Genomic DNA, 21,533 nt, shown 5'->3' on the forward strand with positions numbered 1-21,533 from the left:
AAGTTAGACAGACGACGGGAATCCCCGTCGTAAGTCATTGAATTGGCTCCGCGAGCTGGACTCGAACCAGCGACCCAGTGATTAACAGTCACTTGCTCTACCGACTGAGCTATCGCGGATCGGCAGGGGTGCGCATTCTAGTGAGCGCTGGCCGCCGATGCAATGCTCGGCGCCAAACCCTCGCGGCGCCGGCGATGCGCCGCACGACGCCGCGACAATGCCTGTCGCGTTGACGGCTTCGAGGGCCGGCTAGAATCCGCATCCCCTGCCGGAATCCCGCCGTGACCCTGCTCGCTCTCAAGAACATCACCCTGCGCTTCGGCGGGCCGCCCCTGCTCGACGGCGTCAGCTTCGCGATCGAGCGTGGCGAGCGGGTCTGTCTGCTCGGGCGCAACGGCGAGGGCAAGTCGACGCTGATGCGCGTCGTCACCGGCCAGCAGCAGGCCGACGACGGTGACGTGATCCGCACGCAGGGCCTGCGCATCGCCGAGATGCCGCAGGACGTGCCGAAGGGGCTCACCGGCAGCGTGCGCGAGGTCGTCGCCAGCGGCGCCGGCGACGTCGGCCGGGCGCTCGCCGAATATCACCATCTGCTGCTGCACGATCCGGATCGGCTCGACCGTCTCGGCAAGCTGCAGCACGTGCTCGACACGCAGAACGGCTGGGCGCTCGACGCGCGCATCGACGCGGTCGTGTCGCGGCTCGAACTGCCGCCGGACGCGCCGTTCGAGTCGCTGTCCGGCGGCCTCAAGCGGCGCGTGCTGCTCGGCCGCGCGCTCGCCGCCGAGCCGGATCTGCTGCTGCTCGACGAGCCGACCAACCATCTCGATGTCGATGCGATCGCCTGGATCGAGGACTTCCTCGCCAACTGGGATGGCGCGCTGCTGTTCATCACCCATGACCGCGCCTTCCTGCGTCGCCTGGCGACGCGCATCGTCGAGCTCGATCGCGGCCGGCTGACCAGCTGGCCGGGCGATTACGACAATTACCTGCGCCGCCGCGAGGAGCGCCTGCACGCCGAGGCGCAGGAAGTCGCGCTGTTCGACAAGAAGCTGGCGCAGGAAGAAGCGTGGATCCGCAAGGGCATCGAAGCGCGCCGCACGCGCGACATGGGCCGCGTCAAGCGTCTCTACGAAATGCGCGAGCAGTACGCGCAGCGCCGCAAGCTGCAGGGCACGGCGCAGTTCACCGTCCAGGAGGCGGAGCGCTCCGGCAAGCTCGTCACCGAGGCGAAGAACCTCACGTATCGCTGGGGCGACAAGCTCATCTGCCGCAATTTCTCGACGACGATCCTGCGCGGCGACAAGATCGGCGTGATCGGCCCGAACGGCGTCGGCAAGACCACGCTGCTGCGCCTGCTGCTCGGCCAGCTCGTGCCGGACAGCGGCGAGGTGCGCCTCGGCAGCAATCTCGAGATCGCCTGGTTCGACCAGCTGCGCTCGACGCTCGATGAGAACAAGCCGGTGTGGGAGAACATCGCCGGTGGCAAGGAGTTCATCGAGATCGGCGGCGGCCGCAAGCACGTGATGAGCTATCTGCAGGACTTTCTGTTCACGCCGGACCGCGCGCGCAGCCCGACGCACGTGCTCAGCGGCGGCGAGCGCTCGCGCCTCCTGCTCGCGCAGCTGTTCTCGCAGCCCGCAAACCTGCTGGTGCTCGACGAACCGACCAACGATCTCGACGTCGAGACGCTGGATCTGCTCGAAGAGCTGATCACCGATTTCGACGGCACCGTGCTGGTCGTCTCGCATGACCGCGCCTTCGTCGACAACGTGGTGATGCGCACGCTGGCCTTCGAAGGCGACGGCCGCGTCGGCGAGTACGTCGGCGGCTACACCGACTGGCTGCGCCAGCGGCCGGTGCCGACGCCGAAAGCGGCGCCCGCGAAACCGGCCGCGCCGGCCCCGGCGGCGGCGCCGGTCGCGGCGCCGCTGTCGAAATCCACGCTGAGCAACGACGAACGCCGCGAGCTGAAGAACCTGCCCGGCAAGATCGAGAAGTGGGAGGCGGAGCAGGCGGAGCTGGGCGCCCGGCTCGCCGCGCTCTACGCCGGCGATCCGGCGAAGGCCGGCGAGATCGAAAAGCGCCTGACCGCGATCGCCGCGCAGCTCGGCGCCGCCTACGCGCGCTGGGAAGAACTCGAGGCGCGCGGCTAGCCGCGCATCAGGGCGCGGCCGCGGTGGCCGGTTTCGCGGCGGGCGGCGTGCCCGCCTTGTCGACCGTCGCGGCGCCGTCCGCCGTGGCGGCGACGATGCCGTCCTGCGGCGTCAGCACGTCGCTGGCCGCGCTGCCGGCCGCTTCGCGCTGCATGTCGCTCTCCGTTTCGCGGTTCATGACGATGATGCTGATGCGGCGATTGATCGGGTTGTCGGGCTGGTCGCGGTCGAACAGCACGGTCGAGGCGAGGCCGACGATGCGGTCGATCTTGTCGGGGGTCATGCCGCCGGCGATCAGCGCCCGCCGCGCCGCGTTGGCGCGGTCGGTCGACAGCTCCCAGTTGGTATAGCCGCGATCGTTGCCGTACTGCGTGATGTCGGTATGGCCGGAAATGCTGATGTGATTGGGCACCGTGTCGATGAACTTGGCGAGTTCGGAGAGGATGGCCGTCGTGTAGTTCTTCAGTGACGCGCCACCGAGGTCGAACATCGGCCGGTTCTGCTCGTCGACGATCTGGATGCGCAGGCCTTCGCGGGTGATGTCGAGCAGCAGCTGATCCTTGAACGGCTTCAGCGCCTGGCTCTTGCTGATCGCCTCCAGCAGCTGCTGGCGCAGCGCTTCGAGCCGCAGGCGGTCCAGCTCGCGCGCCGCCTTGTCGATTTCCTCCGGCGTCTTCGGCACCGGCGCGCGCCGTTTGCCCTCGCCTTCCGGCTTCGGGCGATTCAAGGTGCCATTCAGGTTGACGACGGAATCCGCCGTGCCGCCCGGCCCGTTGGAGCCGGCGGCCGGCGTCTGCGACTTGCCGACCGTCGCGCTCGGGTTGTTGAAGTAGTCGGAGATCGCCGCGCGCTGCTGCTTGTCGCTGATGCCGACGATCCACATCACCATGAAGAAGGCCATCATCGCCGTCACGAAGTCGGCATAGGCGACCTTCCAGGCGCCGCCGTGGTGCCCGCCGCCCTGGATCTTCTTGACCCGGCGGATGACGATCGACGCCTGTTCGTTCGCCATGTCGCTTACCGGCTGCCCTTCAGGTGGGTTTCGAGCTCGGCGTAGGCCGGGCGCATCTTCGCGTCCAGCGACTTGCGCGCGAACTCCACGGCGACGATCGGGTTATAGCCGCGCAGGCTGGCGAGCAGCCCCGCCTTGACGCATTCGTAAGCGCGGCTGTCCTCGATCGCGCGCCCTTCGACGGCGGCCGACAGCGGGCCGATGAAGCCGTAGGCGAGCAGGATGCCCAGGAAGGTACCGACCAGCGCCGCCGCGACGTGGTGGCCGATCTCGTTGACCGGCCCGTCCAGCGAACCCATGGTGATGACGATGCCGAGCACGGCGGCGACGATGCCGAAACCCGGCAGGCCGTCCGACACCTTCTGCAGCGCGTGCGCCGGCGCCAGCGCCGCGTGATGGTGCGTTTCGAGTTCGAGCTCGAGCAGGGGCTCCAGTTCGTGCGGGTTGATGTTGCCGCCGATCATCAGGCGCAGGCAGTCGGTCATGAACTCGACGAGATGATGGTCGGCGAGCAGCTGCGGATATTTCTTGAACAGCTCGCTGTTGTCCGGGCTCTCGACGTCGTCTTCCAGCGACATGACGCCGGACTTGCGCATCTTGTTGAGCACGTCGTACAGCAGCGAGAGGATCGCCAGGTACTGCGGCTTGCCGTACTTGGGGCCCTTGAGGATGCCGATACAGCTCCTGAGCGTCTCCTTGACCACGGCCATCGAGTTCGAGGAGATGAAGGCGCCGAGCGCCGCGCCGCCGATGATCACCAGCTCGAACGGCTGCCACAGCGCACCGAGATGGCCCCTGGATGCGATGAAGCCGCCGATCACGCTCAGCAGGACGATGATGGAACCGACGATCGGCAGCATGGGAGGGATCCTTGAGGACGGGCCGATGGCGCCCGCATCCGCTCCTGTTATTGGCCGCGAACGGCAAATCTTGAGCCGCGGGCATAGCGGGGCGCGACGTTCATCGGGCGGCGGCGCGACGCCCTGCGGTAACCTGTATACCCCTTGATCGCGGCCCGAACGGCCCCAGAGTGAAGCGATGCAGGAAGCCCCCCGTGATGCGCTCAAAGATCGCCGCCTGAAGGCGCGCGACGCCCAGCGGTTCCATCTCAAGGCGAACTGGCCGCCGTCCGGCGACCAGCCGACGGCGATCGCCACCCTGGCCGAGGGCTTGCGCGACGGCCTCGCCCACCAGACCCTGCTCGGCGTCACCGGCTCGGGCAAGACCTTCACGATCGCCAACGTCATCAACGAGCTGCAGCGCCCGGCGTTGATCATGGCGCCGAACAAGACGCTGGCGGCGCAGCTGTACGGCGAGTTCCGCGAGTTCTTTCCGGACAACGCGGTCGAGTACTTCGTCTCCTACTACGACTACTACCAGCCGGAGGCCTACGTGCCGAGCAGCGACACGTACATCGAGAAGGACAGCTCGGTGAACGATCACATCGAACAGATGCGCCTGTCGGCGACCAAGGCGCTGATGACGCGGCGCGACACCATCATCGTCGCCTCGGTATCGGCGATCTACGGCCTCGGCGATCCGGAACAGTATTTCCAGATGGTGCTGCACCTCGTGAAGGGCGAACGTCTGCCGCAGCGCGAACTGATCCGCCAGCTGACGTCGATGCAATACACCCGCAACGAGGTCGCGCTCGAGCGCGGCACCTACCGCGTGCGCGGCGAGGTCATCGACATCCATCCGGCCGAGAGCGACGCGGCGGCGATCCGCGTCGAGCTGTTCGACGACGAGATTGACGCGATCTCCGAATTCGATCCGCTGACCGGCGAGGTCAAGCGCAAGCTGCCGCGCGTGACGATCTTCCCGAAATCGCACTACGTGACGCCGCGCGAGAAGATCCTCAACATGTTCGACGCGATCAAGGAAGAGCTCGAACAGCGCCTGAAGCTGCTCAAGTCGCAGAACAAGCTGGTCGAGGCGCAGCGCCTCGAACAGCGCACGAATTTCGATCTGGAGATGATCCGCGAGATCGGCTACTGCAACGGCATCGAGAACTACTCGCGCTACCTGTCCGGCCGCAAGCCCGGCGAGCCGCCGCCCTGCCTGCTCGACTACCTGCCGCCGGACGCCATCGTCGTGCTCGACGAATCGCACGTCACCGTTCCGCAGATCGGCGCCATGTTCAAGGGCGACCGCTCGCGCAAGGAGACGCTGGTCGAATACGGCTTCCGCCTGCCGAGCGCGCTCGACAACCGGCCGCTGCGCTTCGACGAGTTCGAGCGCATCTGCCCGCAGACCATCTACGTCTCGGCGACGCCCGGCGACTACGAGAAGCAGCATTCGAACGGCGCCATCGCCGAACAGGTCGTGCGCCCGACCGGCCTCGTCGACCCGCCGACCGAGATCCGCCCGGCGTCGAGCCAGGTCGACGACCTGCTCGGCGAGATCCGCATCCGCAGCGAGAAGAAGGAGCGCGTGCTGGTCACCGTGCTGACCAAGCGCATGGCCGAGGACCTCACCGACTACCTGCACGAAAACGGCGTCAAGGTGCGCTACATGCACTCCGACGTCGACACCGTCGAACGCGCCGAGATCATCCGCGATCTGCGCCTCGGCCTGTTCGACGTGCTGGTCGGCATCAACCTGCTGCGCGAGGGCCTCGACATTCCCGAGGTCTCGCTGGTGGCGATCCTCGATGCCGACAAGGAAGGCTTCCTGCGCTCCGAGCGCTCGCTGATCCAGACCATCGGCCGCGCCGCGCGCAATCTGCACGGCAAGGCCATTCTCTACGCCGACCGCGAAACCGATTCCATGAAGCGCGCGCTCGGCGAAACCGACCGCCGCCGCGCCAAGCAGATCGCCTACAACCAGGCGCACGGCATCACCCCGAAGGGCGTGCAGAAGCGCATCGCCGACGTCATGCGCTACGGCTACGAGGACTACCAGGTCGGCGCCGCCAACAACGCCGCGCTGAAGGCCGCCGAGCTCAAGGCGCGCTACGAGGTGGTTTCCCCGGCCGAGATGGCGAAGAAGATCGCCAAGCTCGAGAAGGAGATGAAGGCCCATGCCATGAACCTCGAATTCGAGGCCGCCGCGAAGAAGCGCGACGAAATCCGCAAGCTGCGCGAACAGGCCCTCGTCAACGCCGCCTGAGCGCGGAAAACCCGGCCGCCGCTTGCGCCCGGCCCGGCTACAGGGTATCTTTCGCGCCCTTCGAAAAGACCCACAGGCGCGTAGCTCAGCTGGTTAGAGCACTACCTTGACATGGTAGGGGTCGGAGGTTCGAGTCCTCTCGCGCCTACCAATGATGTTGGTACGAACAGCCCGCTCGACAGCGGGCTTTTTCGTTTCTGCGCCTGCTTGCGAGTCCGCGACCGTGGACGACCGCGGCGATCCGCCGCGGGACCATCGGCCGGCGTCGCGGGCCGGCGAGCGCTCGCGCAGCGCTCCCCGGATGCGTGCGCCGCCGCTGCTGGCAGCGCCGGCGCGGCGGCCCATCACGACTGCTTCACGATTGCAGCAGCGCGTCGATTTCCGTCAGGTCGGCGGGTCTCAGCGTCCCGGCCGCGAACTTCAGCCGCAGGACCCCGAGCAGATAGTCGTAGCGCGACTGCGCATAGTTGCGCTCGGCGTCGTAACGCTGCTGCTGCGCATTGAGCACGTCGATCGCCGAGCGCGTGCCGATCTGCAGGCCGGTCTTGTTGGCGTCGAAGGCCGAGCGGCTCGACGCCATCGCCTGCGCATACGCGCGCACGCGCGCCGCGCCGATGACGACGCTCTGGTACGCGGTGCGGATCGCGCGCTCGGCCTGGCGCTGCGCGCCCTCGTATTCGGCCTTGCGCTGCTCGCGCGTGGCGACCGATTCGCGGATGTCGGCCTGGACGCCGCCGCCGGCGAACAGCGGCAGCTTGACGCCGACGCCGACGGAGGTGCCGTCGGCGCGGTACGGGAACGAGCCGGACTGCACGTCGCTGTCGGTATACGTGACGTTGGCGCTGACGGTCGGCATGCGCCTGGCCTTGGCGACGTCGACGCCGCGCTCGGCGATGCGGAAATTCAGCAACGCGGCGATGACGTCCGGATTCTCGAGCCTGGCGTGGCCGACCCAGACGCGCACGTCGGCCGGCTGCGGCGCCGGCAGCGGAATCTCGTCGCGCAGGAAGGCGAGGCCCGTCTTCGGCGGCGCCTCGGGATCGACCGCGACGACGCGCACGCGCCCGTCGTCGACCGGCAGCGGCTCGTGCGTAATCTCCTCGAGCTTCTCGCGCGCTTCGGTCAGCGCCTGCTCGGCGGCGAGTTCGGACGCGACGCTGAGATCGTGGCGGGCCTGCACTTCCTGCAGGTCGGTGATGCTGGCAAGGCCGACGGCGAGATGCTCCTTCGCCAGATCGAGCTCGCGCGACAGCGCATCGGCCTCGGCCTGCGCGGTGCGCAGCGCCTCGCTCGCGTCGAGCACGCCGAAGTAGGCTTCGGCGACGCGCAGCACCAGCCGCTGTTCGCTGGTGCGGTAATTCAGCTCGGCGAGCGCGACCTGCTCGTCGGCCTGCTTGAGCTGGTACCAGCCTTCGAGGCTGAACAGCGGCTGCGTCAGGGTGACGCTGAGATTGCGGTCGGCGCCGTTGATCTTGCGCGTCAGGGGCACCGACGTGCCGGTGGTCGGCTCGGTGTACGTCACCGTCGCGTCGGCATCGTTGCTGACGTAGTCGTAACTGGCGCCGAGCTGCGGCAGCAGCAGCGCGCGCGCCTTCGGCTTCAGCTGCAGCGCGGCGTCGCGCGCGAAGCTGGCGGCGCGGAACGCGCTGTCGTTGCGCACGGCCTGGTCGTAGGTGCGTAGCAGGTCGTTGGCCTGCGCGAGACCCGGAGTGAGCAGCGCGAGGCACAGCAGGCGGATGCGGAACGTCATGAGGCTTACCGGAGAAAAATACTTGCGTGGTGGCCCGCCGCTTCAGGCGGCGCGGGCGGCAGCGGATGGCGGAGCGGGCTGCGCCAGCCGCTCGTGCAGGAATTCGACGAACGCATCGAAGCGGCCGTCGCTCGACAGCAGCCGCGGCAGGTTCAAGGTCAGCTCGACGCGATCGCCGGTGCAGACCAGGGTCGAGAACGCGCTGCCGGCGAGCGGCAGCACGAACAGGTTCTGCATCTCGAAGCCCGGCGCGCCGTATTCGGCCGGATCGACGCGGCCGAGATTCGAGATCACCGCCGTTTCCTTCGGCTTCTTCTTGCGGTAGTTGCCGGCGGTGCGCGACAGCAGGCGGTCGATCCACGCCGGCGGCAGCAGCTTGAACCAGTCGAGGTGCTTCGACCATGCCGCCTCCATGCGCGCCGCGAGCATGCGCTGCAGTCGTTCGCGGAACTGGTCGGCGCCTTCGCCGCGCTCGACGCGCACCAGCAGCATGCTGCTGAAGTTGCCGGTCGACACCAGGCCCGGCACGTGGCGGCGCAGGTCGACCGGGATGGCGATCAGCGCCGGCAGGTCGCTGTAGCGATGCGCGAACGCCGCCATCGCCGCGGCGACGTGGCCGAGCAGGTTCGGACGCGGCCGGCCGAGCGCGATGCGTCGCCAGTCGTCGCCCTGCGCGTCGCCGCGCGGCGGGCCGGTCAGCCAGCCGGTTTCGATGTGCTTCGATTCGCTCTGCGTCACGCCGAGGCTGCACAGCAGGTCGGCGTCGCTGTACGCGGCGTTCGAGCCGAGCAGCGCTTCGCCGCGCAGCGCGCGGAAGACCTCCTTGAGGAAATGCAGGCCGCCGCTGCCGTCCATGATCGCGTGATGCGAGCGCAGGATGACGAAGGCGCCGCCACTGCGCCGATAGGCGACGATCAGCTCGACGACCGGCCCGTCGCGCAGCGCGAGCGGCGGCTCGAAAATGAATTCGCTGCCCTGCCCGGACTGGCCGTCCCAGATGCAATCCTCGACGACGCGCAGGCGTGGCCCCGGGCCGTCGCTCTTCCAGCGCGCCGCGCGGCGATGGCCGTGCAGGCGCAGCCGCGCGCCCGGATTGGCGGCGGCCGCGGCGTCGAGCGCGCGCTGCCATTGCGACGGCAGCAGCTCATTGCGCGCTTCGAGCACGAACACCACGTCGCGCGGCGGTTCGAGCGTGCGCGGATGCGCGCCGATGCTGTAGTGGTAGTACTCGATCGCCGACAGCGGCCGCGACACCGCGCTCAGCGGCGCGAGCGGCGGCAGCGCGCCGGCTTCAGATGGAGCGGAGGGCATCGACGATCTCCAGGCGGGAAGCGCGCAAGGCCGGCAGCACGCCGCCGAGCACGCCCATGAATACCGAGAACAGCAGGACCTGCACGGCGATCGCCGGCGTCAGGATCAGGCGGAACACCACTTCGGAAAACGTCTGCACATTGGTCGTCGAGATCTCGACGAACTGCATGAACGCGGCGGCGACCAGCCCGGCGACGCCGGCGACAAAGCCGAGCAGCGCCGCCTCCTGGATGAAGGCGCTGACGATGTTGCCGCGGCGGAAGCCCAGCGCGCGCAGCGTGCCGATCTCGCGCGTGCGGTTGGCGACGCTCGCGTACATGGTGATCATCGCGCCGATGATCGCGCCGATCGAAAAGATGATGGTGATCGTCTGGCCGAGCACGGCGATGAAATTGGCGAGCTTCTCCGACTGGTCGGCGTAGAACGCCAGCTCGCGCTTGATATCGACTTTCAGCAGCGGCTGCGCGGCGACGGCACGGGCGAACGCGTCGTAGCTGCCGGCGTCGCGCAGGCCGACGACCACCGACGAGTACGCGTTGCGGCGGAAGGCCTGCATCATCTGCTCGCTGTCGCCCCACAGTTCCGAATCGAAGCCGTTGCCGCCGGCGTCGAAGACGCCGACGATGGTCCAGTCGCGCAGGCCGAAGCCGACGCGGTCGCCGATCGCCAGGCCGATCTTGCCGCGCGTCATCGCCGAGCCGACGATGATCTCCGACGAGCCCGGCCGGAACGCGCGGCCGGCGACGATCTTCGCCTGCGGCCGCATCAGCATCCCGGTCGGCGTCGTGCCGCGCACGACGACGTTGGCCAGACCGCCGCCGTCGCGGCGCGGCAGGTTGACGAGCACCAGCACTTCGCGCGTGATGCGCGCCTGGCCGCGATCGGCCGACGCGAGGCCCGGCAGCGATTCGATCAGATTGGCCTGCTCGCGCGTCAGCGAGCTCTGCACCTCGGTCTGCGAGCCCTGGCGGATGATGACGACATTGTTGTAGCTGCCGGTGCCGCCGAGCGTGTGGCGCAGGCCCTCGGCCATCATCAGCACGGTCGCGAACACGAACACCACCAGCGCCATGCCGGACGCCGTCAGGATCGTCGTCAGCTTGCGCGCGATCAGGTTGCGCGCGACGTAGGCGAACGACAGCCCGCGCTTGATCGGCAGCGGCGTCGCCATCACGTCACCGCCCGCAGGCCGTCGACGATGCGCACGCGCGCGCTCGACCATGCCGGCGCCAGCGCCGCGCACAGGCCGATCAGCAGTGCCGAAACGAGCTGCAGCACGATCGTCAGCGGCCGCACTTCGAAGACCAGGAACAGGTCGCGCGTCGCCTTGAAGAACGCGTCGGCGAGCGGAAACGTCAGGGCGATGCCGAGCGCGCCGCCGGCCAGCGACAGGCTCAGCGACTCGCCGATGATCAGCAGCGAGACGAACGAATCGCGAAAGCCCAGTGCCTTCAATGTCGCGTATTCGCGCATGCGCTCGCGCGCCGACATCGCCATGGTGTTGGCCATCACCGCCATCATGATCAGCACGACGACGTAGGCGACCGTCTGGATCGCCAGCAGGATGGTGTCGACCATGGCGATGAAGCCGAGCTGGAAGGCCTTCTGCGTCTCGGTGCGCGTCTCGGCCAGCGAGTTGGCGAAGCCGCTGTCGATCGCCGCCGAGATCGCCGCCGCCTGCGCCGGATGGTCGATGTCGACGACGAACACGCCGGCGCGGTCGGCCAGCGACGGCAGCGCGCGCTTCAGCGCCTCGTTGACGTAGTCCCAGTGCAGGATGAACTGGCCTTCGTCGACCTTGGCGTCGGCGCCGCCGTAGATGCCGCGGATCGTGAAGCTCCAGGTGCCCGGATAGATCGTGCCCTTCAGTGGCACCTGGTCGCCGATCTTCCAGCCGTACTTGCGCACCAGCTTGCGGCCGACGATCACGCCGCGGCGGTCGTGCTGGAACGCCGACAGCTGCGCCGGCGGCACGACGAATTCCGGATACAGATCGAAGTAGCTGCCGGCGTCGACCGCGTACTGCGGAAAGAAATGCTTGTCGTCGACGTAGATGCCGCCGAACCAGTTGACCCAGGTCACGCCGCGGACGCCAGGCACGCGGCGGATGCGCGCGGCATACGTCACCGGCAGCGAGAAGCTCAGCGACGCCTCGTTGCGCGTGATCAGGCGCGCCGACGAACCGAGTTCGGCGCCGGCGTACCAGGAATCGACGACGGTGCGCAGCAGGCCGAACGAGACGATGGCGACGGCGATGCCGGCCATCGTCAGGCCGGTGCGCAGGCGATGCCGCCACATGTTCTTGCGCGCCAGGCGCACGATGTAGGCGGCGAGCATTCAGTGCGCCTCGGCGTCGGCGTGGTCGAGCAGCACGCCCTTCTCGAGATGCACGAGGCGCCGCGCGCGCGCCGCGCACTTCGGATCGTGCGTGACCATGACGATGGTCTTGCCGAGTTCGCGGTTGAGGCGGTCGAGCAGCTTGAGCACGTCGTCGGCCGATTGCCGGTCGAGATCGCCGGTCGGCTCGTCGGCGACGATCAGCGTCGGATCGGTGATCAGCGCGCGGGCGATCGCGACGCGCTGCTGCTGGCCGCCGGACAGCTCGTTCGGATAGTGGTCCATGCGCTCGGCGAGGCCGACCATCGCCAGCGCCGTCTCGACGTGCTCGCGGCGCTCGGCCTTGCCGAGGCCGGTCAGCAGCAGCGGCAGCTCGACGTTCTCGAACGCGTTGAGCACCGGCATCAGGTTGTAGAACTGGAAGATGAAGCCGACATGCGCGGCGCGCCAGCCGGCGAGATCGTTCTCCGGCAATGCGGCGATGTCGACACCGCCGATCAGCAGGCTGCCGCTGCTGGGCTTGTCGATGCCGGCGATCAGGTTCAGCAAGGTGCTCTTGCCGGAGCCGGACGGCCCCATCAGCGCCACGTAGTCGCCGGCGTCGATTTCGAGATCGATGCCGAGCAGCACCGGCACCGGCTGGTTGCCGCGCCGGTAGGTCTTGCTCAGGGCGCGGATGCTGATCAGCGCGCTCATCAGCGCTCCGCAGCCAGTTTGAGGCGGCTGCCGTCGCGCACGCCGTGGCCCGGCGCGAGCACCACGGTGTCGCCGCTCTTCAGCGTGCCGCTGATTTCGCGCACGGCGCCGAGCGTGGCGCCGGTGTTCACCGCGACCTCGCGCGCGCGGCCGCCGTCGGCGACGACGTAGACGACGTCGTGGCCGTCGCGCTGCACGATCGCCGCCGGATTGACGGCGAGCACCGGCTGGCTCTGCGCCGTGCCGCCGAGCCCCTGCGACAGGAAGCTCACGCGCGCGCTCATGTCCGGCAGGATGCTGCCGTCGGCGTCGAGGATGCGCACCTTGGTCGTCACCGTCGCGCTCGAACGGTTGACGGCCGGCACGACGACGCTGACCTCGCCGCGGAAGCGGCGCTCGGGAAACGCGTCGAGCGCGATCTCGCAGGGCTGGCCGGTCTTGAGCTGCGACAGCGCCGATTCGGACACGTCGGCGTCGACTTCGAGCGTGCTCATGTCGGCGAGCACCAGCACCGCGCCCTTGGCGTCGGCCGCCGACGACAGCGGCGTGATGATGTCGCCGAGGTTGGCGCTGCGCGCGATGACGGTGCCGTCGAACGGCGCGCGGATCTGCGTGTAGTCGAGATTGCTGTGCGCGTATTCCTCGTTGGCGCGCGCCGCGGCCAGCGAGGCCTGCGCGCTTTCGAGCGCGGCCTTGGCGCGCGCGACGCGCGAGCGTCCGTCCTGCAGGTTCAGCAGCGACACCAGCTTCTTGCTGAACAGCAGCTGCATGCGCCCGAGATTGGTGTTGGCGTCGTCGAATTCGCTCCTTGCCGTCGCCACGCCGGCGGCGGCGACGGCCGTGTTGGCGACGGCGGCACGGTAGCTGGCGGCGACGTCGTGGCTTTCGAGGCGGGCGACGACGTCGCCTTCCTTGACGTGGTCGCCTTCGCTCGGGCCTATCCATTCGACGCGGCCCGTGCCTTTCGACGACACCGCGGTCTTGCGCCGCGCGACGACGTAGCCGGTCGCATTGAGCAGCTCGTACTGCTGCGACGGCCAGGCGCTGACCACCTGCGAGGTCTGCAGCGCGGCTGACGACGGCAGCAGCAGCCAGACGACGACGGCGATCGCGGCCGCCAGCAGCGCCCAGTGCCAGCGCGGCCGGCGACGCGCGAGCTTGACCTTGAGGCCGCCGGTTGCGTCGCGCTGCACGCGCAGCTTGTCGAGATTCAGGTCGTTCACGCGGCGGCCTCTACTGCGGTCGAGAAATGCTGGCGATACGCTTCGACCAGCGCATCGAGCTGGCCTTCATGGTTGTAGGCGGCCGGCGCCGCGAACGACACCGACACGTCGTGCGGCGTGTTGACGAAAACGACGTTGAGCTTGCCGACTGCGCCGGGGATGCCGTACAGGCGTGCGGCCTTGAAGCCGGGAAAGTCGTAGTGCTCGGGCTTGATGGTGCCCATCGACACGATGCCGCCGCTCGGCAGGCCGGGGCCGGCTTCGTGCAGCACCGCGTCGATCTTCGGGCGCAGCTGGCGCAGCATGAACCACACCGGCAGCCACCGCAGCAGCCTCGCGCCGGGGAACTGGCGGCAGTCGGCGAAGGCCTTCACGCGCGCGTTGAGCTGCTGGACGACGGTGCGCGGCGTCGCGCCCGGCTCGACGGTCAGGCGCAGGTAGCCGGTGAGGTTGCCGATGCCCATTTCGTGGATGCGGAAGCCGCGGTAGTCGACCGGCACCGTGAAGCCGATTTCGCCGGCCTCGCGGCGGCGCGCCCAGTCGGCGAGGAACACCGCGGTCTTCGGCAGCAGCTGCGAAACGTTGCGGTCGAGCAGCACGCGGCGCCAGATGAAGCGCACGCCGCGGCGTTCCGCGCTGCCCGCCGCGGCCGGCCGCAGCACCGGCATGCAGTTCGACGGCAGCGTCGGCGCCTCGTCCGGAATCTGCGCGCGGTACCGCTCCTGCACGTCGAAGTCGCTCAGCCGCGAGTCGGAACCCTGCAGCGGCTCGCCGCGCAGGGCGCGGCAGATCTCGAGCGCCCAGTGCATGCAGCCGCGGCCGTCGATCGCCGCGTGCAGCGTGCGAAAGACGATGCGCGTCCTGCCGTCGCGGCACGGCACCAGCAGCACGTCGGCGATCGGTCCCCGGCGCCGCGGATCGAGCCGCTCATCGAGGTACGGCGCGCCCTGCTCGCTGTTGCCGTCCCAGTCGGACCTCGGCAGCGCGCGCACCTGCGGCGCGATGCCGCTGTCGACCCAGCGCGACAAGCCGAGCCAGCCGCGCAGGCGCACGCGGATCGCCGGATTGGCGGCGGCGGCGCGGTCGACGGCCGCCTGCAGCAGGCGCGGATCGACCTCGCCCTCGCCTTCGAGAATGCCGTCGACGTGATAGCGGTACGCGGCATTGATGACCAGCGAATAGCGTTCGAGCGGCGAAACGCGGCGTTGGTAGCGGCGCGATGTCATGCCGTCTCCCGGAGATCGTGTGCGTGCATGTCGTCAGTGAGGAATCGCGTCAGCGCCGCCAGCAGGGCCTGCGGCGCTTCTTCGGGGATGTAGTGGCCGCAGTCCAGCCACTCGAGCGCGGCCTGCGGCAGCACGGCGGCGAGACGTTCACCGGCGGCGCGGCACGGCGACGCGCGGCCGTAGACCAGCAGCACCGGCAGCTTCAGCGCGGCGAGCGCGGCATCGGGCTCGGCGTCCATCGCCTGCACATCGGCGCGCAGAGTCGAGGCGAAGAACAGCGCCTGCAGGCGCTGCTGCTGGCGCTCGCGGCGGCGGCCGCCGAGGCCGGCGAACTGTTGGTCGAGCCAGGCGCCGAGATCGTCCGCCGTGCGCAGGCCGGCGAAGCTCGGCGCGACGTGCTCGCGCGCCGGCATCGGCGCGTCGACGAGCACGAGGCGGCGCACCGCGCGCGGCCGGCGCAGCGCGTAGCGCAGCGCGATCAGCGCGCCCATGCTGTGACCGACGATGTCGACGCCGGCATCGGCCTGGCCGTGGTGCGCCAGCACGCGGCCGAGATCGTCGGCCTGGCGATCGAGATCGAAGCCGTCCCGCGGCAGGCTGCTGGCGCCGTGGCCGCGCTGGTCGTAGAGGATCACGCGGCGGCTCGCCGACAGCGGCGACGCAAGCGACGAATACCAGCTCGCCATGTTGCCGGACACCAGGCCGTGCAGCATGACCAGCGGCGGCGCCGAGCGCGCGCCGAGCGCGAGGGTCGCGAGCTGTGCGCCGGGCACGCCAATCAGTTCCATGACGCCGCCTTGCGCGCTGGCGCGGCCGTCAGCGCGGCGATGTGCGCGGCGGCGCCGGCGGCGCCCGGCGCGGCGCGCAGCGCGGCGCCGATGCGTCGCGCCTGCTCGGCAAGCGACGGCGTCGCCAGCAGCTTTTCGATCGTCGCACGCGCCGCCGCCGGCGTGACCTTGCCGTGGCGCATGAACAAGCCGGCACCGGCGGCGATGACCTGGTGCGCGATCACCGGCTGGTCGTCGCGGATCGGCGCGACGACCAGCGGCAGGCCCTGCAGCAGCGCTTCGCAGACGGTGTTGTGGCCGGCATGGCAGATCACGCCGTCGACGCGGGCCAGCAGCTCGGTCTGCGGCACGTAGTCGCGCACCAGCACATTGTCCGGCGCCTGCGCGGCCAGCGACGGCGGCGCGACCATCACCGCCTGCAGCTGCGGCAGCCCGGCGAGCGCGGCGCACATCACCTCGAAGAAGCGCGTGTCGCGGTCGCGGCTGACGGTGCCGAGCGTGATCAGCAGCCGGCGGCGGTCCTCGCGCAGCCAGTCCCACGGGAATTCGACGCGGCGGCGGCCCTCGCCGCGCGTCGGGCCGACGAAGGCATACGGCGCGGCGATGCGTGCGTGCGCGTCGCCGAGCAGCGCCTCGATCGAGAAGACGATGACTTTGTGCGGCGAGAAGTCCGGCCGCTCGACGGGCGGCGTTTCCGGCAGGCAGCGGCACTGCAGGCTGTGGTACTGCGCGGCGACCCAGTCGTCGAAGGCCGGCGACATCTTGAGGATGGACGCGCTGGTCGTCACCAGCGTCGCCCACGGCAGGCCGAGCTTGCGCGCGACCAGCGCGCCGGCCGGCATCTGGTGGTCGACGACCATGACGTCCGGCTGGAAGCTGCGCGCGATCGCATCGAGCGGCGCGAACAGGCGCGCGGCGAGCGGGATCGTGTAGTCCTCGAAGAACAGGCGCACGCTCTCGAGGCCGCGCACCCGCGCCGACACCGCGCCGAGATCGTCGTCGTTCGCGTCGGCTTCGCCGTCGAGCGGATAGACGCGCGCGCGCGGCGGCAGCTTGTCGCCGAGCTGGCGGCGATGCAGCGCCCAGGCGACGACGTGGCCGCGCCGTTCGAGCTCGTCGGCGACCGCCAGCGCCGGGTTCAGATGCCCGGTCAGCGGCGGCACGGTGATGAGGATGCGCGCCATGCGCGGCTCAGGCGGCGCCCGCCGTCGCCTCGGCGACGTAGGCCGCGAGCTCGCCGACCGACAGGCCGATCAGCTCCTGGATGCTGCGGCCGGACAGCCAGCCGACGATGTCGAGCTGCGCGCCGTAGTGCGCCTGGATCGCCTCGGCGATCTTCACGAACTCGATGCTCTCGATTTCGAGATCGTCGTTGAAGCGCGTTTCGGCATCGATGTCGTACAGCGCGATCCAGTCTTCATTGATCGTGCTGCGGATCTTGGCGATGACCAGTTCGAGGGTGTCGTCGTAGCGGCTCATGCGGGGGAATAAGTCGGGGAGAGAGAATTCAGGAAGCGACGGCCGCCGCCGGTCCGGCGTCGGGCCTGCGATTCGAATCGGCATCGGCATCGGCATCGGCGGCGGCGAGCGCGGCGTCGACCGTCCAGCCGAGCACATGGCCCGGCAGCACGTGCGTGACGATCCAGCGGCCGTTGACGCGCAGGCAGTCGCCGTCGCGCGCCTCGATGACGGTGTCGCGCAGATGGCCGCCGAGGCCGGTGCGCGCGGCCTTGGCCGCCGCTTCCTTGGCGACCCAGCCGCGCGTCCATTCGATGTCGGCGACGGCGTTGTCGGTGCCGAGCAGCAGCGCGCGCTCGGCCGGCGTGAACGCCATCGCCACGAAGCCTGGGTCGCGCGCCTCGATGCGTTCGAGATCGATGCCGACCGCCTGCGCGCCGACGATCGCCGCCGCCAGCGTGTCCTTGTGCGCGATCGAGATCTGCAGCGCGGCCGGCACGACGTCGGTGACGTTGCCGTGCACGTGCGGCGCGCCGTCGCCGTCGTTGGCGATGCGCAGTTCCTGCGGAAAGATGTCGCCGGCGGCGCCCTGCCCGCGCAGCCACGCGCGCACCGCGTCCTTGGCGGCGACGCGGCCGTTGAGCCATTGCCGGCGGCGGCGCGGCGGCAGGCCGGCGTAGACCTCGCGCTCGGCAGCGGTCAGATAGCGGCGGCTGATGTAGTCGCGCAGGATCGCGGTGTCGTAGCGGTCGTCGAACAGCGCGACGTTCGGCGGCACCGCCTGCGAGACCTGCAGGCGCGACAGCGCGCGGCTCGCTTCCCAGAACGCCTTGTCCATCTGGTAGCGGCGCGTGCGCCAGCCGGCGATGGCGATGCGCAAACGCCCGCTCGCATCGCGCAGCTGGTGATCGCTGACGCAGTTCAGCTCGTCGAGCGCGGCGATGCGCACCTGCGCGCTCAGCGTCTCGCCGGGCTGCGGATCGGGTGCGAAGAACCGGATGCGGTCGACGCCGATCGGCATCGCCAGGCAGTCGCGCGGCTGCTCCATCACCCAGTAGCCGGCGAGCTGGCCCATGTTGTCGAGCAGCGCGCCCTTGCCGTCCGGCACGCGCAGGCGGCCGTCGATGCCGTTGTCGCCGATCGCGTCGAGCGCGTTGACGCCCTGGTAGGCCGGACCGTGGAACATCCAGCGCTGGCGATACAGGTCGGCGGCGGCGACCGCCGTCGCGCGTGGCGCCGCCAGCGGCGCCGGCGGCGCCAGATCGGCGTCCGGATACTGCGCGGCGACGTGCACGCGCGCCTTGAAGTAGCCGGCGATTTCCGCTTCCACCGTCTGCGCGTCCAGCGACTGCAGCACGATGTCGACGGTCAGCGGCTGCGTGACGACCAGCCAGTTGTAGGCCTGGATGTGGCTGATCTCGACGACCTTGAGCAGCGGCAGCGCTTCCTCGACGGCCTCGCGCACCAGCATCGCTTCCATCGTCATCGGCACGACCGGATGGCGGTCGGCGACGATCGGCCAGCCGTCGCGCTGCGGGTAAAGCTCGTGGTCGCGCACGTATGGGATCGTGCTGTGCAGATCGAGCAGGCGCTGCACGCGGCGGCTGATGCGCGCCGCCGGCACCGCGACCGGCGCCGGCGCGGCGCGATGGCGCTGCCAGGCGGCGAGCACGTCGCGGCCGGCGCGTTCGATGTCGGCGAGCGTGTCGCGCAGCAGACGGCCGACCGCGTCGTTGGCGGCCACGTCGGTGATGTCGGCGATCTGCTGCGGCAGCGCCGTGCCGCCGCGCAGCGACGGCGGCAGCAGTTCAGCGGCCAGCGGCTCGCGCACACGCAGCAGCGGCACGCCGAGCGACAGGCGCCGCGTGCTCGGCGTCGGCGCGTCATCAGCGGCCGGCGTCGCGACTGCCGGCGCCTGCAGCAGCCGCGTGTCGAACGTCGCGCCCTCGACCCACAGCGCCGCGCAAAGCTGCTGCAGCTGCGCGAGGCCGCTGCGTTCCTCGTGATGGCTGGCGAGCGCGCGATGCGGCCGGCCGCTCAGGGTGTCGGCTATGAAGCCCGGCAATGAACCCGTGCCGACCTGCACGAACACGCGCACGCCGTCGTCGTACAGCGCCTCGGTCAGCGCGCGGAAGCGCACCGGCTGCAGCAGATGGTCGAGCGCGAGCTGGCGCTTGCCGTCGAGGTCGGCCGGAAAGCGCTGCGCGGTCGTCGCCGACCACACCGGCACCGCCGGCTCGACGAGATCGGCGCGGCCGAAGAAGTCGCGGTACCAGTCCATGTGGCCGGCGAACAGCGGCGAATGGAAGCCCGACACGAACGGCAGGATCTGCACGAACACGTTCTGCGTGCGCAGCCGCGAGGCGGCGATCTCGACCGCGGCGCGCTCGCCGCAGGCGATGACCTGGTGCGGGCAGTTGTCGTGCGAGATGGCGATGCGTTCGAGGCCGGAGATCGCGACGGCGAGCTTCTCCTCGCTGCACGACGCGGCGAGGAACTGCACGTCCGGAAACTGCATCGCGTCGAGATCGAGCCCGGCATTGGTACGGTCGGACAGCGCCTGATCCATCATCCCCGCGCACAGCATCGCGCTCCATTCGCCGATGCTGTGGCCGGCGTAGACGTCGGCGCGGATGCCGAGGCCGGCCAGCAGGTCGTACAGATAGCGGTTGAAGCCGAGCAGGCCGATGACGACCTTCATCAGGGACTCGGCCGGAGCCAGCGGCTCGCACCAGCGCGGCAGCGGCTTGCCGAAATAGGCGGCGAGATCGCGCGCCTGCGGCGCGAACGTGCTGTCGACGCCGGGGAACACGAAGGCCAGCTTGCCACCGTCGCTGAGCAGGCCGCGCGGCGAGAACCAGATCTGCTGGCGGCCGCTCCACGGCTTGCCGGACGCCACGGCCTTGCGCGCCATCGCCAGCTTCTTGTCGTCGGGCTCGACGATCACCAGCCGGCACGGCGCGGCGCCCGGCACGGCGTCGCACTCGCCGCGCTCGAGGCGCGCGAGCAGCGCTTCCGGCGTGTCGGCGCTGAGCAGCAGCAGGCGCGGCAGTTCGGTCGCCGCCGGCGTCGCTTCGGCGACGCCGCGCAGCACGACGTGCGCGTTGATGCCGCCGAAGCCGAAGGCGTTGACGGCGGCGATGCGCTGCTCGCGCGGCTGCCGCCAGGGCTCGCTGCGCGACAGCGTGCGGAAGCGTGTCTGCGCGAGGCGCGGATGCGGCGTCTCGCAATGCAGCGTCGGCGGCAGCACGCCGTGATGGATCGCCAGCGCGGTCTTGATGATGCTGGCCATGCCCGACGCCGGCATCGCGTGGCCGATCATCGATTTCACCGAACCGATCACCGGGCGCGCCGCGGTGCCGTCGTGCGGGCCGAAGAATTCGCCGACGGTCTGCAGCTCGACGGCGTCGCCGGTCGGCGTGCCGGTGCCGTGCGCTTCGAGCAGGCCGATCTGCTCGCGCTCGAACGGCGCCTGCGCCCAGGCCTTGTCCAGCGCCATGCGCTGGCCGGCGACCGACGGCGCGACGAGGCTGGCGCTGCGGCCGTCGCTCGCCGAGCCGCAGCCCTCGATCACCGCGTAGACGCGGTCGCCGTCGGCCAGCGCGTCGTCGAGCCGCTTCAGCACGGCGATGCCGACGCCCTCGCCGGCGAGGATGCCGTCGGCATCGCCGGCCAGCGGCCGCACCGTGCCGCTGCGCGACAGCGCGCCGAGCTGGCAGAACGTCGCCCAGAACGTCAGGTCGTGCGTCAGGTGCGCGCCGCCGGCGAGCATCATGTCGGTCTCGCCGCGCGCCAGCGACGCGCAGGCCTGCTCGACGGCGATCAGCGAACTCGCGCAGGCGGCGTCGACGGTGTACGCCGGGCCGTGCAGATCGAGGCGGTTGGCGAGCCGCGACGCCAGCAGATTCGGGATCAGGCCGGCGGCGACGTCCGGACCGTAGTGCGTGAACTCGCGCTGCAGGCGCTCGCGCGCCGCGGCGATCGCCGCCTCGCCGAGATCGGGAAACAGATCGCGCAAGGTCCGCTCGATCTGCGGCAGCAGGCGCACGTGCTGTTCGAGCCTGAGCACGCCGGCGCCGACGTAGTTGCCGCGGCCGACGATGACGCCGGTGCGTTCGCGCGCGAACGGCCGCGCGCCCGCCGTGCCGGCGTCGTAGCCGGCGTCGCGCAGCGCCGCGTAGCCCACCTTCAAGGTCAGCAGCTGGTCGGGCTCGACGGCGTCGGTCGCCTTCGGCATCACGCCGAACGGCAGCGGATCGAAATCGGCGTGCGCGTCGACGAAGCCGCCGCGCCTGCAGTAGAAGCGGTCGACCGCCGTCGAATGCGGATCGTAGAAACTCGCGTCCCAGCGCCCGGCCGGCACGTCGCTGATCGCATCGACGCCGTCGACGATGTTCTGCCAGAAGCGCACGAGATTCGGCGCTCCGGGGAACAGGCAGGCGAGTCCGACGATGGCGATGCGCAT

Annotated in this window: 15 protein-coding genes and 2 tRNA genes; 3 read left to right on the forward strand and 14 right to left on the reverse strand. The window is 70.0% G+C overall.

Annotation, left to right across the window (positions count from 1 at the left end):
* Positions 1-43: 43 nt before the first annotated feature.
* A tRNA-Asn gene (locus K344_RS0105405) sits at positions 44-119 on the reverse strand.
* A 162-nt stretch (positions 120-281) separates the two neighbouring features.
* Between K344_RS0105405 and abc-f the strand changes: the two genes are divergently transcribed.
* Positions 282-2,156, forward strand: a complete 1,875-nt coding sequence (gene abc-f / locus K344_RS0105410) for a ribosomal protection-like ABC-F family protein (RefSeq protein ID WP_028079802.1) — start codon at positions 282-284, stop codon at positions 2,154-2,156.
* Between the two features lie 7 nt (positions 2,157-2,163).
* Here the strand turns inward: abc-f and motB are convergent, their stop codons facing one another.
* Together motB and motA are read right to left on the reverse strand one after the other, a co-directional pair.
* Entirely contained in the window at positions 2,164-3,168 is a 1,005-nt protein-coding gene (gene motB, locus K344_RS20390; protein ID WP_084197031.1) for a flagellar motor protein MotB, read from the reverse strand.
* Positions 3,169-3,173: 5 nt separating this feature from the next.
* The gene (gene motA, locus K344_RS0105420; protein WP_028079803.1) at positions 3,174-4,028 is read right to left on the reverse strand and encodes a flagellar motor stator protein MotA; all 855 of its coding nucleotides are present in this window, start codon (positions 4,026-4,028) and stop codon (positions 3,174-3,176) included.
* A 178-nt stretch (positions 4,029-4,206) separates the two neighbouring features.
* Between motA and uvrB the strand changes: the two genes are divergently transcribed.
* Positions 4,207-6,279 (forward strand): excinuclease ABC subunit UvrB, encoded by a 2,073-nt coding sequence (gene uvrB, locus K344_RS0105425; RefSeq protein ID WP_028079804.1) that lies wholly within the window; start codon positions 4,207-4,209, stop codon positions 6,277-6,279.
* Between the two features lie 74 nt (positions 6,280-6,353).
* Positions 6,354-6,430, forward strand: a tRNA-Val gene (locus K344_RS0105430).
* A 204-nt stretch (positions 6,431-6,634) separates the two neighbouring features.
* On the opposite strand, the gene K344_RS0105435 is transcribed toward K344_RS0105430, so the two are convergent.
* Genes K344_RS0105435 through K344_RS20405 form a run of 11 tightly spaced genes read right to left on the reverse strand, consistent with a single transcriptional unit; the run spans position 6,635 to position 21,533 of the window.
* Positions 6,635-8,029, reverse strand: coding sequence for a TolC family outer membrane protein (locus K344_RS0105435; RefSeq protein ID WP_028079805.1), 1,395 nt, complete (start codon positions 8,027-8,029; stop codon positions 6,635-6,637).
* 42 nt (positions 8,030-8,071) lie between these two features.
* A complete protein-coding gene (locus K344_RS0105440; protein ID WP_028079806.1) occupies positions 8,072-9,340 on the reverse strand; it encodes a hypothetical protein in 1,269 nt (422 codons plus the stop codon).
* Complete coding sequence (locus K344_RS0105445; protein WP_028079807.1) at positions 9,321-10,511, reverse strand: ABC transporter permease; 1,191 nt, start codon at positions 10,509-10,511, stop codon at positions 9,321-9,323. The genes K344_RS0105440 and K344_RS0105445 overlap by 20 nt, the downstream gene beginning before the upstream one ends.
* A complete protein-coding gene (locus K344_RS0105450) occupies positions 10,511-11,677 on the reverse strand; it encodes an ABC transporter permease (RefSeq protein ID WP_028079808.1) in 1,167 nt (388 codons plus the stop codon). The genes K344_RS0105445 and K344_RS0105450 overlap by 1 nt, the downstream gene beginning before the upstream one ends.
* Positions 11,678-12,373, reverse strand: a complete 696-nt coding sequence (locus K344_RS0105455) for an ABC transporter ATP-binding protein (RefSeq protein WP_028079809.1) — start codon at positions 12,371-12,373, stop codon at positions 11,678-11,680.
* A complete protein-coding gene (locus K344_RS0105460; protein WP_028079810.1) occupies positions 12,373-13,596 on the reverse strand; it encodes an efflux RND transporter periplasmic adaptor subunit in 1,224 nt (407 codons plus the stop codon). The genes K344_RS0105455 and K344_RS0105460 overlap by 1 nt, the downstream gene beginning before the upstream one ends.
* Complete coding sequence (locus tag K344_RS0105465; RefSeq protein WP_028079811.1) at positions 13,593-14,822, reverse strand: amino acid adenylation domain-containing protein; 1,230 nt, start codon at positions 14,820-14,822, stop codon at positions 13,593-13,595. Before K344_RS0105465 ends, K344_RS0105460 begins: the two co-directional genes overlap by 4 nt.
* Positions 14,819-15,610 carry an alpha/beta fold hydrolase gene (locus K344_RS22875; RefSeq protein WP_051361926.1) on the reverse strand — a complete coding sequence of 264 codons (792 nt, stop codon included), beginning with the start codon at positions 15,608-15,610 and terminating at the stop codon, positions 14,819-14,821. The genes K344_RS0105465 and K344_RS22875 overlap by 4 nt, the downstream gene beginning before the upstream one ends.
* Positions 15,601-16,794 (reverse strand): glycosyltransferase, encoded by a 1,194-nt coding sequence (locus K344_RS0105475; RefSeq protein WP_028079812.1) that lies wholly within the window; start codon positions 16,792-16,794, stop codon positions 15,601-15,603. Before K344_RS0105475 ends, K344_RS22875 begins: the two co-directional genes overlap by 10 nt.
* A gap of 7 nt (positions 16,795-16,801) precedes the next feature.
* Positions 16,802-17,089, reverse strand: a complete 288-nt coding sequence (locus K344_RS20400) for a phosphopantetheine-binding protein (protein WP_043113836.1) — start codon at positions 17,087-17,089, stop codon at positions 16,802-16,804.
* A 28-nt stretch (positions 17,090-17,117) separates the two neighbouring features.
* Complete coding sequence (locus K344_RS20405; protein ID WP_051361927.1) at positions 17,118-21,533, reverse strand: type I polyketide synthase; 4,416 nt, start codon at positions 21,531-21,533, stop codon at positions 17,118-17,120.

The organism is Solimonas soli DSM 21787 (genome assembly GCF_000474945.1).
In the GTDB taxonomy this organism is placed as follows: Bacteria; Pseudomonadota; Gammaproteobacteria; order Nevskiales; family Nevskiaceae; genus Solimonas; species Solimonas soli.